The organism is Pseudomonas sp. Sample_16, assembly GCF_004307665.1.
GTDB lineage: Bacteria > Pseudomonadota > Gammaproteobacteria > Pseudomonadales > Pseudomonadaceae > Aquipseudomonas.
On the sequence record NZ_RCOB01000001.1, the window covers coordinates 1 to 15,429 of the forward strand.

Below are 15,429 nucleotides of genomic sequence, written 5' to 3' on the forward strand. Positions count from 1 at the left end.
CTTCGGTTTCCGAAGGATGACGGGCGATGGTCTGCTTGACGCTCTCGTAGACGCTACGGTCGAGGTCGGTGAGGTTCAGTTCAAACTTGTAGGTCGTGGACGGCTGGGCCATGAACGGGCTTCTTGATACGGGGAAAGGCGGCAAGTCTAACCGATGCAACCACCATTGAACGAATAGAAGCCGATCTACCTGGGGCGCCTGACGGTCGGCTATGTTAAAACTCTGTACTCGCTCAACCCCTTTTCCTACAGGATCACGTATGTCGTTGACCGCCAAACCGCTCTCGGGCCTGAAAGTCGTTGAATTGGGCACGTTGATTGCCGGGCCATTTGCTTCGCGCATTTGCGCTGAATTCGGCGCCGATGTGATCAAGGTCGAATCCCCGGACGGCGGCGATCCGTTACGCAAATGGCGCAAGTTGTATGAGGGCACTTCGCTGTGGTGGTTTGTGCAGGCACGCAATAAAAAGTCCCTGACCCTGAACCTCAAGCATCCCGACGGCCTGGCGATTCTGAAAAAGCTGCTCGGCGAAGCGGACATCCTCATCGAGAACTTCCGCCCCGGCGTCCTGGAAAAACTTGGCCTGGGCTGGGAGATCCTGCATGCATTGAATCCGAAGCTGGTAATGGTGCGGCTCTCGGGCTTCGGCCAGACCGGGCCGATGAAAGATCAACCAGGGTTTGGTGCGGTCGGCGAGTCCATGGGCGGTTTGCGCTACATCACCGGTTTTGAAGATCGCCCACCGGTGCGCACCGGCATATCCATTGGCGACTCGATTGCCGCACTCTGGGGCGTGATCGGCGCGCTGATGGCTTTGCGGCACCGGGAGGTCAACGGCGGCCAGGGCCAGGTGGTTGATGTAGCGCTGTATGAAGCGATCTTCGCCATGATGGAAAGCATGGTCCCGGAGTTCGACGTGTTCGGTTTCATCCGTGAACGGACCGGCAACATCATGCCCGGCATCACGCCCTCTTCGATCCATACCAGTGCCGACGGCAAGCACGTACAGATCGGCGCCAACGGCGATGCGATCTTCAAGCGTTTCATGCTGATCATGGGTCGCGAAGACCTGGCCAACGACCCGTTGCTGGCCAGCAACGACGGGCGTGACAGCCGCCGTGACGAGCTCTACGGCGTCATTGATCGCTGGGTCAATTCGTTGCCGCTGGACAGGATTCTTGAGCTGCTGAATCAGGCCGACGTACCGGCCAGCCGAATCTTCAGCGCCGAAGACATGTTCAGCGATCCGCAGTACCTCGCCCGGGAAATGTTCCTGCAGGCCAAACTGCCGGATGGCAAAGATTTCAAGATGCCGGGAATTGTGCCGAAACTCTCTGACACACCCGGTGATTGTGAATGGGTCGGGCCGCAACTGGGCGAGCACAACGCGCAGGTACTCCAGGAACTTGGCTATGACGCGTCGCAGATCGCACAACTGCGCAAAGACGGAGCCATCTGAGCTCAAGCGTCTGCTTGCGCAACTCTTCAAGCACTGCCTGTGGCGTAACGGGCGGGCGTTGTGTGCGGTGGCGAGCGTTCTGTTGATTAGCGCTACGTCACCGCCGGCGTTGGCGCAACCCAAAGACACGCTGATCTGGCTCAAACGCGACCTGCCACCGCTGTTCATTTTCGAAGGACCGAAAAAAGGCCTGGGCATTATCGACCAACTGTTGACGAAACTGATCGCCGGCATGCCGCAGTACCAACACAGCGTGATGAAGGTCAATCGCGCGCGCGGCTTGCAGATGCTCCACGAGCCCTCTCTCACGTGTGATGCCGCTTTGAACTGGAGCAAGGAACGCGAAACCTGGATCGCGTTTTCCATCCCGGTATTCCGCGCCATGAGCAATGGCCTGGCCGTGCGCCGCGTTGATCGCAACGTGCTGGCGCCATTCATCAAGGATGGAGAAGTGGATCTGGCCGCCCTGCTGGCCACCGGCACCGTGACGCTGGGGATCGTCGCCGAACGCAACTACGGCGAGTACCTCGACGTGCTGCTCAAACAGGCTCCGCCCAAGGCCTTGACGCTCCATTACGGTAACGACGCATTGGGCAGCCTCTTGCAAATGCAACGCCTGGGACGCTTGCAGCTGTTGCTGGGCTATCGTCCGGAAATCCGTTATCAGGCGCAGCAGCAAGGGATCGCGGAGAATGAATTGCAGTTCTACCCGATTCGCAACACCGGTAAATACTTGTCCGGTTACATCGGCTGCACCGACACGCCGCAGGGTCGAAAGGCGATCACCGAAATAAACCAACTGTTGCGTACCCTGCCCCGTGACTATCTGAGCGAGGCCTACGCGGCCTGGCTTGACCCGGAAAGTCGCAGTGAATACCTGGAGGCTTCCAGGACATTTTTCGAGCAACAGACCGGGCACTGACAAACGCTGGGCAAAAAGAAACCCCGAGAAGTGGGGAGACGACTCGGGGTTAAACGTGGCCTGCATCAGACCCGTAGCAACAAGCTACAAGCACCGGAGCACAATGCTTGATCCTGTTGTTAATGGGTCTGACTGACCTTGGTGCAGGAAGGTTCCCACAAATGACAATTCAATTTCGACTAGCCAACAGCTTGTCCTGAGCGGCATTACGCAGCGCCGCGATCACACAAGGCTCCAGGCGTCCTTCAGCAATCAGCACATCGCGATGCAAGCCGTCGACCACATCGGTCAGCAAGCGCTTGTCGCTCAACTGCGCCTGATTGAACTTGCGCTCGACCACGATCTCACCGATCGCGTTCCTCAATGTCACACGGCATTCACCCTGAATACCTGACGGGGTCAATGTCACTTGATACGGGCTCAGAGCCTCACCGAGCAAGAGACTGATACTTTCCATCTCGATCACCACTCAATAGTCCGAAAACAAAGTGCCTGGGGCGTCACTACAGTAAATGACCGCTGGCCCGGGAAGAAAGTTCTGAAAGACATAACGGCGTCCCTGATCGAGAGAGCATGCATGGCCAAGATGACAGAGAGAAAACAACTCCGTCACGCCTGTCGACCCCGTTGACCGATATCACTCCAGCCCCCCAACAGACCGCGCAATTGCCCGTCCGCACTGTAGAACGGCACCGTCCATTGATAGACGTCCTTGAGGCCACTGTGCAAGAGCAATTGCCGCTCGCTGAAGCATGGCTTGCGCGTGTTCAGTTGAACCATGAGCTCGGCATGCAGAAGTTCGGCCGTCGCTTTGGGCATGATGTCGAGCTCGATGAGCTGGCGCCCCTGAGCCTGATCGAAGCGTATCGCCAGATGCTCCTCGTAACTCTTGTTGCACATGACCAGGCGCCCTTGCAGATCACGAACGAACATCGGATCGGGCATAGCGTCCAGCAACGTATGCTGGAACGCCAACTGATCGCGAAGGTCGTTCGCGGCATCCTGGCGCTGCTGGATCAGTGTCGTGAGGCGACGATTCCAGACCAGGCAAAGCAGTGCAAATACGCTGCAAACAACAACGCTCCAGCAATCCAGCCGTTCCCACGCCGAAGGCGTCGCTACGGGTGCCGTTGCTCCGAACCATTTGTGGCGAATCGCGCGTAACTCAGCTGGTGAAAATGCTTCGAGCGCCTTGTTGAGGATGCTCAACAGTTGTGGTTGGCCTTTGCGCACAGCCAGGTAATCAGCGTCCCATTTGCCCTCTATCGCTGCGCCGACCTTGAGCCGCCCCGAAGGATAGAGTCGGGCGCCGACTTCGGTGTCGATGGTCGCGTAGGCTTCGCCGCTTTCGACCAACGCCCGAGCCTCGGCGTAGGTCTTGACCGAGCGCAGCTCGATGGCTGGATACTCATGCCGAATCACAGCTTCCAGCGCGTGTCGGGTCGGTAACACCAGGACCTTTTTCGCCAACTGCTCCAACGACTGCACGGCGGGCGCTTCGCTATGACCGATAAGCACCCAGCTTGCGCCACCGTACGCATGACTGAAATCCAGGAATGCCCTGCGCTCGTCGTTCATGGACAACATCGTGCTCATGTCGGCTGCACCACTTTCCAGGCGCTGGAGCAACTGGTCGGAGGAGAACGTCTCTTCGTAGACGAACTTCAGCCCTGTCAGGGTGCTGATGCGCTCCAGCACATCATTGTTGAAGCCGCTCCAATGGCCGTGCTCGTCCTTGAACAGATACAACGGGTACTGTGTCAACGCAACGACAACCTGACGCTGCTCAGCGAGGTATTTGCGCTCCTGCGCATCCAGCGCGAGCACCGGGGCGGCGGCTGCAACGTCCGACTCAAAAGCCATCATTTGCGCCGCCACGGCCCACTGGGCAAAGCCCAGGGCCGCAATAAAAAACAACCAGCACATCGCTGGTTTTGACTCATGGAAACACGGCATTGCCACATCCTTGTGTTCAGTTCACCCGTCCTTCAGGGGCGAATCTCGACGGCAGTGTGGCACGCAGAAACGAGAAAGCCCGTCAGGGACGGGCTTCAATGTGTGACAGGTTTTGCCCGTTACAATGGCTTACCGCGGTTGCCATGCTGGCTGACAAAGGCCTGTACGGCTTTCAGCTCGTTCGGCAACACGGTGCAACGCTCATCTCTTTCAAACAAATCAGAAAGATGTACAGGGAGTTCCAGCGCTTTTCCTACGCCGGCTTTCTCCACCGCATCCGGAAACTTGACCGGATGCGCCGTGCCCAGAATCACCATCGGGATATCCAGACTGCGACGGCATTCGCGTGCTGCCTTGACGCCGATCGCCGTATGCGGATCCAGCACTTCGCCGGTTTGCTCGTAAACTTCGGCGATGGTTTCGCAGGTTTGTGCGTCATCCACGGCCAGCGAGTCGAACAGTTTGCGGGCTTCGGTCCAGCGCTCCTGCTCGACGCTGAAACCACCACCTTGCTTGAAACTGTCCATCAGACCGGCAATCGCCGCGCCGTTGCGACCGTGCAGATCAAACAGCAGGCGTTCGAAGTTCGATGACACCATGATGTCCATCGACGGCGACAGGGTGGCGTGCAGGGTTTCCTTGACGTACTGGTTGCCGCTCATGAAGCGGTGCAGGATGTCGTTGCGATTGGTGGCGACGATCAATTGATTGATCGGCAGGCCCATGTTGCGCGCCAGGTAACCGGCGAAAATGTCGCCGAAGTTGCCGGTCGGCACCGAGAACGACACCGAGCGCGCCGGGCCGCCCAACTGCAGGGCTGCGTGGAAGTAGTAAACGATCTGGGCCATGATCCGCGCCCAGTTGATCGAGTTCACCGCCACCAGGCGAGTGCCCTTGAGGAAGCTCTGGTCGGCGAAACTCGCCTTGACCATTTCCTGGCAGTCATCGAAGTTGCCTTCGATGGCGATGTTGTGGATGTTCTCACCGAAGATCGTGGTCATCTGTCGACGTTGCACTTCGGACACACGGTTGTGCGGGTGCAGGATAAAAATGTCGACGTTTTCGCAGTGCTTGCAACCTTCGATGGCGGCCGAACCGGTATCACCGGAGGTGGCACCGACGATCACCACGCGCTCGCCGCGCTTTTCCAGCACGTAATCGAGCAAACGACCCAGCAGTTGCAGGGCGAAATCCTTGAACGCAAGGGTCGGGCCGTGGAACAGCTCCAGCACCCATTCGTTGCCGTTCAGCTGACGCAGCGGCGCGACGGCGCTATGGGCGAACACACCGTAGGTTTCTTCAAGAATCTTTTTGAAATCGGCATCGGGAATGCTGCCGGTGACGAACGGGCGCATGACCCGGAAAGCCAGCTCGTGATACGGCAGGCCGGCCCAGGAAGCGATTTCTTCCTGGGTAAAACGTGGCAGGTTTTCCGGGACGTACAGACCGCCGTCGGTGGCAAGACCTGCCAGCAGGACGTCTTCGAAATTCAGGGCCGGTGCCTGGCCGCGGGTACTGATGTAACGCATGACTGACTCCAATGGACAGTGTTCGCAGTGCCGGGCGCCCGACACGGCGCCCGGTAAACGATAACGGCTTAGTTCAGGTGCTCGACACGGATCCGTACAACCGGACCGACCACGCCCGCCAGGGCTTCCAAAGCTGCGATGGCATCGTTGATGCGCTGTTCCACCACTCGGTGGGTCAGCAGGATCATCGGCACCAGGCCGTCGTGCTCTTCGGCTTCCTTCTGCATGATCGACTCGATGTTGATCCCCCGCTCAGAGAGGATGCTTGCCACCTGGGCCAATACGCCCGGATGGTCCTTGGCCTGGATGCGCAAGTAGTAAGCGCTTTCGCAGGATTCGATCGGCAGGATCGGGTGAGCGGACAACGAGTCCGGCTGGAAAGCCAGGTGCGGTACGCGGTTTTCCGGGTCGGAGGTCATGGCGCGAACCACGTCCACCAGGTCGGCGATCACCGACGAAGCGGTCGGTTCCATGCCGGCGCCGGCGCCGTAGAACAGGGTCGAACCGGCGGCGTCTCCGTTGACCATCACCGCGTTCATTACGCCGTTGACGTTGGCGATCAGGCGATCGGCCGGGATCAGCGTCGGGTGCACGCGCAGTTCAATACCGGATGCGGTGCTGCGCGCCACCCCCAGATGCTTGATGCGATAACCCAGCGCTTCGGCGTAGTTGACGTCGGCGGTGGTCAGTTTGGTGATGCCTTCGGTGTAAGCCTTGTCGAATTGCAGCGGAATGCCGAATGCAATCGAAGCCAGAATCGTCAGCTTGTGCGCCGCATCGATGCCTTCAACGTCAAAGGTCGGGTCGGCTTCGGCATAGCCCAGGGCTTGCGCTTCGGCCAACACGTCTTCGAAGGTCCGGCCTTTCTCGCGCATCTCGGTGAGAATGAAGTTGCCGGTGCCGTTGATGATCCCGGCCACCCAGTTGATGCGGTTGGCGGACAAGCCTTCACGGATCGCCTTGATGACTGGAATGCCACCCGCCACGGCTGCTTCAAACGCAACAATCACGCCCTTCTCGCGTGCCTTGGCGAAAATTTCATTACCGTGAACGGCGATGAGCGCCTTGTTCGCGGTGACCACATGCTTGCCATTCTCGATGGCCTTGAGTACCAGCTCGCGGGCAACGGTATAGCCGCCCATCAGCTCTATCACGATGTCGATCTCAGGGTTCGTGGCCACTTCGAAGACATCGTTGGTAATCGCAATACCGGTCGTTTGGAACTGAGGCTTTGGCGTGCGCATGGCAATTTGTGCCACTTCGATCCCACGCCCGGCACGACGAGAGATTTCCTCGGCGTTGCGCTGAAGTACGTTGAAGGTACCGCCACCGACGGTCCCTAACCCACAGATGCCTACTTTGACCGGTTTCACTGTGAACTCCCCATAAAACGGCCGACTCGAGGCCGGCCGTGAAAACAGCCGCATGTTCGCGGCTCTCTATTAATGGCACGGCGATGTTGCTGCCGGACCATGATCGTCAATGGCTGACCGTGACGATGCGAATTTACTTCGCGCCCAGCGCCAGTTTGGCGACTTGTGGCGCAGGCTGGTAGCCCGGAATGACCTGACCATCGGCCAAAACGATGGCCGGTGTACCGTTCACGCCAATCGACTGACCGAGGGCGAACTGTTTGGCAACCGGGTTATCGCACTTGGCGGCCTTGATTTCCTTGCCGTCGACCATTTTGTCCATGGCCGCTTTCTTGTCTTTGGAGCACCACACCGCCTGCAATTGCTCATCACCCGGCGAGCCCAGCCCCTGACGCGGGAACGCCACGTAACGCACTTCGATTCCGCGCTTGTTCAACTCCGGGATTTCGGCGTGCAGCTTGTGGCAGTAGGGGCAAGTGGTGTCGGTGAACACGGTGATGTGCGATTTTGTTTCGCCGATGGCCGGGTACACCACGGTTTCAGCGACCGGGATTTCGTTGACCAGTTTGGAAATGCCCAGGCGTTCGGTCTTTTCGGTCAGGTTGACGGGCTTGCCGTCCTTGAGCTGGAACATGTAGCCCTGAACGACATATTGCCCGTCAGCACTGGCATACAGCACGCGGCTGCCCTTGAGTTTGACTTCATACAAACCCGGCAACGGACTGGCGGTGATGGTTTCTACCGGTACTTCGAGCTGGAGGTTTTCCAGACTTTTACGAATGGCTTTGTCGGCCGCGTCATCGGCGACGGCAAAGGTGCTGACCAACGCAATGGCTGCGGCGGCGAAAATCTGGGTCAGACGCATGAGAACTCCTGAAGGCGGACAAATGTGACGATCAGAACGCCCGTGCCGAAACACCGGGTCATAACCGCCCATCGTGCAAACCGACAAAGCCTACCACATAAGGCAACGGTGGCCGAATGCAGGTGACGCAGGACAGCCTACGATGCCTGTTTGGCAATATTCATTGTGGCGAGGGGGTTTACCCCCGTTGGGTTGCGCAGCAACCCCACAATCTGCCACGAGGTTAAATTAGTTGCTCCGTGAGTACCGGTTTACGACTGCTGCGCAGCCGAACGGGGGTAAACCCCCTCGCCACAGGTAAGCATTTCAGTTTCAGGAACGGTATTTAGCCGCGCGGGTGGTGCTTGGCGTGCAGATCCTGCAATCGCGCGCGGGCGACGTGGGTATAAATCTGCGTTGTCGACAAATCACTGTGCCCCAGCAACATCTGCACCACACGCAAATCCGCACCATGGTTGAGCAGATGCGTGGCGAAGGCATGACGCAGGGTGTGCGGCGACAGCGATTTGCCGATCCCGGCGACTTTGGCCTGATGCTTGATGCGGTGCCAGAACGTCTGACGGGTCATCTGCTCGCCGCGCTGGCTGGGAAACAACACATCGCTGGGACGCCCGCCAAGCAATTCGCCACGGCCATCGCGCATGTAGCGCTCGACCCAGACAATCGCTTCCTCGCCCATCGGCACCAGCCGCTCCTTGCTGCCCTTGCCCATCACACGCAAGACCCCTTGGCGCAAATTGACCTGCTCCAGTGTCAGGCTGATCAGCTCCGTGACCCGCAGCCCGCAGGCGTAGAGCACTTCGAGCATGGCGCGGTCACGCTGGCCGATGGCTTCGCTCAAATCAGGGGCCTTCAGCAGGGCTTCCACATCGGCTTCCGACAAGGATTTGGGCAACGGTCGCCCAAGTTGCGGCATGTCGATTCTTAATGTTGGATCGACCGCGATCAACTTTTCCCGCAGCAGATAGCGATAGAAGCCACGCACGCCAGAGAGAAACCTTGCCGTTGAGCGGGGCTTGTAGTTTTGCTCCAGGCGCCAGGCCAGGTGGTCGAGGATCAACTCGCGCCCGGCGTTGATCAGCTCCAGGCCCTTTTCCTGCAACCAGCCGTTGAACAGCGCGAGGTCACTGCGATAGGCATCGCGGGTGTTATCGGAAAGACCTTTCTCCAGCCAAAGGGCGTCGAGGAACTGGTCTATCAGGGGATGATCGATGGCGGACATAAAGGCTCAGGCAAGACCGACAGTACGGTCAGGGAAGATAAATCGCAGGCAACAAAAAAGCAGCCCGTAGGCTGCTTTTTTCTGCATCGGAAGCTGGACTTAAGCCAGTTTTTCCTTGATGCGAGCTGCTTTACCAGACAGGTCACGCAGGTAGTACAGCTTGGCTTTACGTACGTCACCGCGACGTTTAACGGCCATGCTGTCGATTTGCGGGCTGTAGGTCTGGAAAGTACGTTCTACGCCAACGCCGTTGGAGATTTTACGAACGGTGAATGCACTGTTTACGCCGCGGTTACGCTTGGCGATAACAACACCTTCGAACGCTTGCAGACGCGAACGGTCGCCTTCCTTCACTTTCACCTGAACGACAATGGTGTCGCCCGGGGCAAAGGTAGGGATCTCTTTGGTCATCTGCTCTGCTTCGAGTGCAAGGATGATTTTGTTAGTCATGCTGTGCTCCTAAGGTAAATCGTCGGATCTACCATCGATACGTTGTTAACTATCGTCCCGCTCGCGGATGTATTCCTCGAGCAGCTTCTTCTCTTCTCCAGAAAGCGAGCGGCTTTCCAGAAGATCGGCGCGTCGTTCAAAGGTCCGACCAAGGGACTGCTGTAAACGCCAACGCCGGATGTGCGCGTGATTGCCACTTAGCAATACGTCGGGAACACGCTGATCCGCATACACCTCCGGTCGGGTGTAGTGCGGGCAATCCAGCAAACCATCCGTAAAGGAATCTTCCTCGGCGGAGTCCGCATGCCCTAAAGCTCCAGGCAGCAGTCGTGTAACCGCATCGATCAGGACCATCGCCGGCAGCTCGCCGCCAGACAGTACATAGTCGCCAATCGACCACTCTTCATCGACATGAGCATCAATAAAACGCTCGTCAATGCCTTCATAGCGGCCGGCAATCAGGATCAATGCATCCAGATTCGCCAACTCGCGTACCGCCGACTGAGTCAGTTGACGGCCTTGGGGGGACAGGTAAATCACCTTCGCCGCCTCCCCGGCTGCTGCCTTGGCCTGAACCAGAGCATCTTCCAGGGGCTTGATCTTCATCACCATGCCCGGACCACCGCCAAATGGGCGATCATCCACAGTGTGATGTCGATCCGTCGTGTAGTCTCGCGGATTCCAACAGGTGAGCTGCAACAGCCCCTGTTTCACCGCCCGACTGGTGATGCCGTACTCGCTGATGGCGGAGAACATCTCGGGAAACAAACTGATCACTTCTACGCGCAAGTTAGCCACGCTTAGAAATCCGCGTCCCAATCCACCTTCATCTCGCCTGCTGCCAGGTCGACGGCCAACACGCATTGCTCGGTATAGGGCAACAGGCGTTCGCGATCATCCAGGCTGCCAGCGCAAGGCTTGACCACCATTACATCATTCGAGCCGGTCTCCAGCAGGTGATCGATCTTCCCGAACAGTTGCCCGAGGGTGTCGATGACCTTGAGACCTTCCAGCTGGTACCAGTAGTACTCGCCGTCGGTCAGTTCAGGGAACAGGTTGCGCGGCACGCAGATCTCATAACCGGCCAGAAGACGAGCTTCTTCACGATCATCCAGACCCTTGAGCTTTGCGACCAGGAACTTGTCGTTCCCGCGTCCGCTGACCAGCTCTACCTGCTTTACATTGCCGTCACGCTTGAGCGTCCAGGTTTTGTAATCCAGCAGGTTCTTGATCGGATCAGTAAAGGAATACACCTTCACTTCGCCGCGAACGCCGTGAACAGAATAAATCTTGCCGATAACGATCAAATCATCAGCAACAGCTGGCGTCGCGTTCATATTGCTCAGGCCGCAGCCTTGGCAGATTCCTTCAACAACTGAGCAACGCGCTCAGAAGGTTGTGCACCAACGCTCAGCCAGTAGGCTACGCGCTCTTGGTTCACGGACAGACGAACTTCTTGACCACGAGCAACAGGGTTGAAGAAACCAACCTGTTCCTTGTGCGAACCGTCGCGCGGGTTGCGGCTGTCGGTTACGGTCAAGTGGTAAAACGGGCGCTTTTTGGAGCCGCCAAGGGCAAGACGGATTGTTAGCATGTGAACATCGTTCCTGTAGTCGGTGCTGCAAATCTAAAGGCACAGCGGGCATGGGTGCCCGAAAGGCCGCATATTCTAAGGAATATCCGGACTTTTGCAAATGACTTTTTCCGGCGGCCTATCGGACGCCATGCAGATTTGCTATAGAGCCGTCGTTGAAAACGGCCGGTCAGCTCCCGCCAAGCGCGGGTTTGCTGTAGATCCCGCTTCCGTGCGGGTCTGCGCCGGTGCGATGACCGGCGCGGATTCTGGTGCCCTGTTACGCCAATATTGAGCAGTATTGGCGTGACAGGGCACTAAATTTTCGGCATGCCGCCGCCGGGCAACATACCGCCCATGCCGCGCATCATCTTGGCCATTCCGCCTTTCGCAGAGAATTTCTTCATCATCTTCTGCATCTGCTTGTGCTGCTTGATCAAGCGTCCGATGTCCTGCACCTGGGTGCCGGAACCCATGGCGATACGGCGTTTGCGCGAACCGCTGATCAGCTCAGGGTCACGGCGCTCGGCCGGGGTCATGGAGTTGATGATGGCTTCCATCTGCTTGAATTGCTTCTCTGCCGCACTCTGGGCATTGCCCATTTGCGCCAGGTTCACACCGCCCATGTTCGGCAGTTTGTCCATGAGGCCGCCGAGGCCACCCATGTTCTTCATTTGTTGCAGCTGATCGCGGAAGTCTTCGAGGTCGAAACCCTTGCCCTTCTTCAGCTTCTTGGCCAGCTTGTCGGCCTTGTCCTTGTCGAGGGTCGCTTCCGCCTGCTCGATCAGGCTGAGCACGTCGCCCATGCCGAGGATGCGCGAAGCGATACGCTCAGGATGGAACGGATCGAGCGCTTCGCTCTTCTCGCCCATACCGATGAACTTGATCGGCTTGCCGGTGATGGCGCGAACCGACAGCGCAGCACCGCCACGGGCGTCGCCGTCGACCTTGGTCAGGATCACACCGGTCAGCGGCAGTGCATCGCCAAAGGCCTTGGCCGTGTTGGCGGCGTCCTGACCGGTCATGGCGTCGACCACGAACAGGGTTTCAACCGGGTTGATCGCGGCATGCAACGCCTTGATCTCGCCCATCATCTCTTCATCGATGTGCAGGCGACCGGCGGTATCGACGATGACCACGTCGATGAATTTGAGCTTTGCTTCCTTAATAGCCGCTTGCGCGATCTCGACCGGCTTCTGGCTCAGGTCGGACGGGAAGAAGGTCACGCCCACTTCACCGGCGAGCATTTCCAGCTGTTTGATCGCCGCTGGACGGTAAACGTCCGCAGACACGACCATGACCGACTTCTTCTTGCGCTCTTTCAGGAAGCGCGCGAGCTTGCCGGCGGTGGTGGTTTTACCCGCGCCCTGCAAACCGGCCATCAGGATGACCGCTGGCGGCACGGCGCTGAGGTTCAGATCTTCGTTGGCTGCGCCCATCAGGCTTTCGAGTTCGGCCTGGACGATTTTCACGAAGGCCTGGCCCGGCGTCAGGCTGCGCGACACCTCGGTGCCGACAGCGCGCTCCTTGACCGAATTGACGAAGTCCTTGACCACTGGCAGGGCGACGTCGGCTTCGAGCAGCGCCATGCGCACTTCGCGCAGGGTGTCTTTGATGTTGTCTTCAGTCAGCTTGGCCTTGCCGGTGACATGGCGCAGCGTCTGCGAGAGACGGTCGGTTAAGTTTTCAAACATTGCGCGATCCTTTCAGGCCCTGTGTAGACCGGGATAATGGCGGCCCGGACCGGACTAAAACTGTGCTCGGCGAGCCTGCGGCGTGGGCAGGTCGCGGATTATAGCGAAGACTGCGGTCGGCGGACACCTCGCCATCAGCTTGTCTGGTCTTTCGTGCCGCGTGGGTTCTATGCCAAACTCAGCGCCTTTCGGGCTTGCCTAACAGGACTTATGCTCCCCTTGTCACCCAGTTTGCTTACCACCCTCGCCGCCGCCTGTTTATACGCCGCTGCGACTATTTATCAGGGCACCCGCCTGGCCAACTGCGCCAAGGCCAACAAGCGCCTGCTGGTCACGCTCGGCGTACTCGCGGTGCTGGCCCATGGCGCCAGCCTGGTGACCCACCTGCTGACGCCGATCGGCCTGGGCCTGGATTTCTTCAGTGCCGCCAGCCTGATTGCCGCCGCAGTCATCGCCCTGACTTTGCTGGCCTGCTCGCGAATCCCCGTGGAGAACCTGCTGGTCTTACTGTTTCCCCTCGGCGCGCTGACCGTGCTCCTGGCGCAGTTCGCTCCCGCCGGCACGGTACAGATCATCGACGAAGAACCGGGCATCCTTGCCCATATCCTGCTGTCGATCCTCGCCTACGGCATGTTCACCATCGCGGTATTCCAGTCGCTGTTGCTGCTGGTCCAGGACCATCAGCTCAAGCACAAGCATCCGTCCGGGCTGATCAAGAACTTCCCGCCGCTGCAGACCATGGAAAGCCTGCTGTTCGGCTTCCTCTGGGCCGGCTGGACTCTGCTGTCGATGTCGTTGATTTCCGGATGGCTGTTCGTCGACAACCTGTTCGCCCAACACCTGGTGCACAAGACCTTGCTGGCCTGCCTGGCCTGGATCGTCTTCAGCGTGCTGCTCTGGGGGCGCAATCGCCTCGGCTGGCGCGGACACAAGGCCATTCGCTGGACCCTTGCCGGATTCTGCCTGTTGATGCTGGCGTATTTCGGCAGCAAGCTGGTCCGTGAATACATCCTGCATATCTAACGGGCGGCATTAATGGACGACTTGCCCTTAGGGCCAATGCTCGCTGTAGTGGCTCTGCTGGTTTTATGGTCGGGACTGTTTTCCGCCATTGAAGCCGCACATCAATATCTGCTGGCCAAACGCATCGCTTCGCGCTCGAGCGACAAGCCACCGGCCAGGCTGAGCTTCCCGCTCGTCAGCCTGATCTTCTGCAATACCCTGTGTCGCGCGCTGGTCGTGGTCATTTGCACCTTGCTGGCGATTTTCACCTGGGCGCAGAACGGTCCATGGATCGCGTGCCTCGGTGCGGGCGCCATTCTTCTGGTGCTTGCCGACTATTTGCCCCGTGCCGTTGCCGCCCGCCATCCGGATGCCATCCTCGCCTTTGGCAACAGCTTGCTGCGCGTCCCGCTGAAAATGGTTTACCCCGCTGCCTGGTTGCTTGATGCCATCGCCAAACTGTTGATTCGTCCACTGGCCCGCAAGGTCAAGGTCGTGCAACAGAGCGAAGACGAGGCACCACACGCCCAACACGATGACCGCGAACCCGCCGTCCACCGGCCACATCCGCTGCCCGGCATCCATGCGCTGGACAACATCACGGTCAACGACATTCTGGTGCCGCGCAGCGAAGTCGACGGGATCAACCTCGATGACCCGATCGAAGAAATCATCGAACAACTGCGCAACAACACCCGCACGCGCCTGCCGGTGTTTCACAGCGACATCAATCAGGTTGAAGCCGTGCTCAACACTCGGCAAATCGGCCATCTGCTGGCCGACAACAGCCTGACACTGGACGCGCTGATGGCGGCCAGTCGCGAACCGTACTTCGTACCGGAAAGCACTCCGCTGCAACTGCAACTGCTGAATTTCCACAAGCAGCAGCGTCGGCTTGGCATGGTCGTCGACGAGTACGGCGAGGTGCTTGGCATCGTGACCCTGGAAGACATTCTCGAAGAAATCGTCGGCGAGTTCGAAAGCCAGCAAAGTCTGGACAACCCGCACATCCACCCCCAGGCCGACGGCCGCCTGGTGATCGATGGCGCCGCATCGATACGCGACCTCAACAAGAGCCTCGGCTGGCACCTGCCATGCGATGGCCCGAAAACCCTTAACGGGCTGGTGACCGAGGCGCTGGAAACCATTCCCGAGAGCGCGGTATGCCTGAAAATCGGTCGTTACCGCCTGGAAATCCTCGAGACCGAAGACAACCGCGTCACTCGGGTATTGATCTGGCATACCGGCCCGGCGCCCGTCGCGGCCACGGCAGGCTGAGCATTCTTGCCCCCTTGTTGAATCGTTAGCCACCTTCCTATAATCGAGGCGCTTACCCAAGCCCCCCGCTACGCTGTGCTACCCGCACTCTGCTGCAAACCCACA

Annotated in this window: 16 protein-coding genes; 4 read left to right on the forward strand and 12 right to left on the reverse strand. The window is 58.7% G+C overall.

Translation table 11 applies throughout. From position 1 onward, the window contains the following. On the reverse strand, nucleotides 1-112 hold a 112-nt coding region (locus tag D8U69_RS00005), incomplete at its 3' end, for a YaeQ family protein (protein ID WP_177434533.1). A gap of 148 nt (nucleotides 113-260) precedes the next feature. On the opposite strand from D8U69_RS00005, the gene D8U69_RS00010 reads away from it, so the two are divergent. Further along, nucleotides 261-1,460, forward strand: coding sequence for a CaiB/BaiF CoA-transferase family protein (locus tag D8U69_RS00010; protein ID WP_056853618.1), 1,200 nt, complete (start codon nucleotides 261-263; stop codon nucleotides 1,458-1,460). Beyond that, a complete protein-coding gene (locus D8U69_RS00015) occupies nucleotides 1,414-2,382 on the forward strand; it encodes a TIGR02285 family protein (RefSeq protein WP_056853619.1) in 969 nt (322 codons plus the stop codon). The genes D8U69_RS00010 and D8U69_RS00015 overlap by 47 nt, the downstream gene beginning before the upstream one ends. Before the next feature lie 169 nt (nucleotides 2,383-2,551). Here D8U69_RS00015 and D8U69_RS00020 read toward each other — a convergent pair whose 3' ends face one another. The 11 genes from D8U69_RS00020 to ffh all read right to left on the reverse strand — a co-directional run bounded on the left by D8U69_RS00020 (nucleotide 2,552) and on the right by ffh (nucleotide 13,044). Further along, nucleotides 2,552-2,839, reverse strand: coding sequence for a DUF3509 domain-containing protein (locus D8U69_RS00020; RefSeq protein WP_056853620.1), 288 nt, complete (start codon nucleotides 2,837-2,839; stop codon nucleotides 2,552-2,554). A gap of 152 nt (nucleotides 2,840-2,991) precedes the next feature. Then, entirely contained in the window at nucleotides 2,992-4,338 is a 1,347-nt protein-coding gene (locus D8U69_RS00025; protein ID WP_130906405.1) for a transporter substrate-binding domain-containing protein, read from the reverse strand. A 119-nt stretch (nucleotides 4,339-4,457) separates the two neighbouring features. Continuing rightward, nucleotides 4,458-5,867: a threonine synthase gene (gene thrC, locus D8U69_RS00030; RefSeq protein ID WP_056853622.1), complete on the reverse strand. Its 1,410-nt coding sequence runs from the start codon at nucleotides 5,865-5,867 to the stop codon at nucleotides 4,458-4,460. A gap of 68 nt (nucleotides 5,868-5,935) precedes the next feature. Further along, nucleotides 5,936-7,240, reverse strand: a complete 1,305-nt coding sequence (locus D8U69_RS00035) for a homoserine dehydrogenase (RefSeq protein ID WP_056853659.1) — start codon at nucleotides 7,238-7,240, stop codon at nucleotides 5,936-5,938. Between the two features lie 133 nt (nucleotides 7,241-7,373). Next, nucleotides 7,374-8,105 carry a bifunctional protein-disulfide isomerase/oxidoreductase DsbC gene (gene dsbC, locus D8U69_RS00040; RefSeq protein ID WP_056853623.1) on the reverse strand — a complete coding sequence of 244 codons (732 nt, stop codon included), beginning with the start codon at nucleotides 8,103-8,105 and terminating at the stop codon, nucleotides 7,374-7,376. A 325-nt stretch (nucleotides 8,106-8,430) separates the two neighbouring features. Beyond that, nucleotides 8,431-9,327, reverse strand: coding sequence for a site-specific tyrosine recombinase XerD (xerD, locus tag D8U69_RS00045; protein WP_130906406.1), 897 nt, complete (start codon nucleotides 9,325-9,327; stop codon nucleotides 8,431-8,433). A 99-nt stretch (nucleotides 9,328-9,426) separates the two neighbouring features. Further along, complete coding sequence (rplS, locus tag D8U69_RS00050; protein ID WP_003175895.1) at nucleotides 9,427-9,777, reverse strand: 50S ribosomal protein L19; 351 nt, start codon at nucleotides 9,775-9,777, stop codon at nucleotides 9,427-9,429. Between the two features lie 45 nt (nucleotides 9,778-9,822). Beyond that, nucleotides 9,823-10,575 carry a tRNA (guanosine(37)-N1)-methyltransferase TrmD gene (trmD, locus tag D8U69_RS00055; protein WP_007897583.1) on the reverse strand — a complete coding sequence of 251 codons (753 nt, stop codon included), beginning with the start codon at nucleotides 10,573-10,575 and terminating at the stop codon, nucleotides 9,823-9,825. Between the two features lie 2 nt (nucleotides 10,576-10,577). Then, nucleotides 10,578-11,114, reverse strand: a complete 537-nt coding sequence (rimM, locus tag D8U69_RS00060) for a ribosome maturation factor RimM (protein ID WP_007972729.1) — start codon at nucleotides 11,112-11,114, stop codon at nucleotides 10,578-10,580. A gap of 5 nt (nucleotides 11,115-11,119) precedes the next feature. Continuing rightward, on the reverse strand, nucleotides 11,120-11,371 hold the full coding sequence (gene rpsP, locus D8U69_RS00065; protein ID WP_003198088.1) for a 30S ribosomal protein S16: 252 nt from the start codon (nucleotides 11,369-11,371) through the stop codon (nucleotides 11,120-11,122). A 296-nt stretch (nucleotides 11,372-11,667) separates the two neighbouring features. Continuing rightward, the gene (gene ffh, locus D8U69_RS00070) at nucleotides 11,668-13,044 is read right to left on the reverse strand and encodes a signal recognition particle protein (RefSeq protein ID WP_056853626.1); all 1,377 of its coding nucleotides are present in this window, start codon (nucleotides 13,042-13,044) and stop codon (nucleotides 11,668-11,670) included. Nucleotides 13,045-13,254: 210 nt separating this feature from the next. Between ffh and ccsA the strand changes: the two genes are divergently transcribed. Both ccsA and D8U69_RS00080 read left to right on the forward strand, forming a co-directional pair. Continuing rightward, nucleotides 13,255-14,067, forward strand: a complete 813-nt coding sequence (gene ccsA, locus D8U69_RS00075) for a cytochrome c biogenesis protein CcsA (RefSeq protein ID WP_056853627.1) — start codon at nucleotides 13,255-13,257, stop codon at nucleotides 14,065-14,067. Nucleotides 14,068-14,079: 12 nt separating this feature from the next. After that, on the forward strand, nucleotides 14,080-15,324 hold the full coding sequence (locus tag D8U69_RS00080; protein WP_130905952.1) for a transporter associated domain-containing protein: 1,245 nt from the start codon (nucleotides 14,080-14,082) through the stop codon (nucleotides 15,322-15,324). Nucleotides 15,325-15,429: the final 105 nt, after the last annotated feature.

Bases quoted from the DNA above. Each gene is read 5' to 3' on its own strand.
- D8U69_RS00010 (WP_056853618.1), top strand. From the start codon at position 261: ATGTCGTTGACCGCCAAACCGCTCTCGGGCCTGAAAGTCGTTGAATTG.
- D8U69_RS00015 (WP_056853619.1), top strand. From the start codon at position 1,414: ATGACGCGTCGCAGATCGCACAACTGCGCAAAGACGGAGCCATCTGAG.
- D8U69_RS00020 (WP_056853620.1), bottom strand. From the start codon at position 2,839: ATGGAAAGTATCAGTCTCTTGCTCGGTGAGGCTCTGAGCCCGTATCAA.
- D8U69_RS00025 (WP_130906405.1), bottom strand. From the start codon at position 4,338: ATGCCGTGTTTCCATGAGTCAAAACCAGCGATGTGCTGGTTGTTTTTT.
- thrC (WP_056853622.1), bottom strand. From the start codon at position 5,867: ATGCGTTACATCAGTACCCGCGGCCAGGCACCGGCCCTGAATTTCGAA.
- dsbC (WP_056853623.1), bottom strand. From the start codon at position 8,105: ATGCGTCTGACCCAGATTTTCGCCGCCGCAGCCATTGCGTTGGTCAGC.
- xerD (WP_130906406.1), bottom strand. From the start codon at position 9,327: ATGTCCGCCATCGATCATCCCCTGATAGACCAGTTCCTCGACGCCCTT.
- rplS (WP_003175895.1), bottom strand. From the start codon at position 9,777: ATGACTAACAAAATCATCCTTGCACTCGAAGCAGAGCAGATGACCAAA.
- rimM (WP_007972729.1), bottom strand. From the start codon at position 11,114: ATGAACGCGACGCCAGCTGTTGCTGATGATTTGATCGTTATCGGCAAG.
- rpsP (WP_003198088.1), bottom strand. From the start codon at position 11,371: ATGCTAACAATCCGTCTTGCCCTTGGCGGCTCCAAAAAGCGCCCGTTT.
- ffh (WP_056853626.1), bottom strand. From the start codon at position 13,044: ATGTTTGAAAACTTAACCGACCGTCTCTCGCAGACGCTGCGCCATGTC.
- ccsA (WP_056853627.1), top strand. From the start codon at position 13,255: ATGCTCCCCTTGTCACCCAGTTTGCTTACCACCCTCGCCGCCGCCTGT.
- D8U69_RS00080 (WP_130905952.1), top strand. From the start codon at position 14,080: ATGGACGACTTGCCCTTAGGGCCAATGCTCGCTGTAGTGGCTCTGCTG.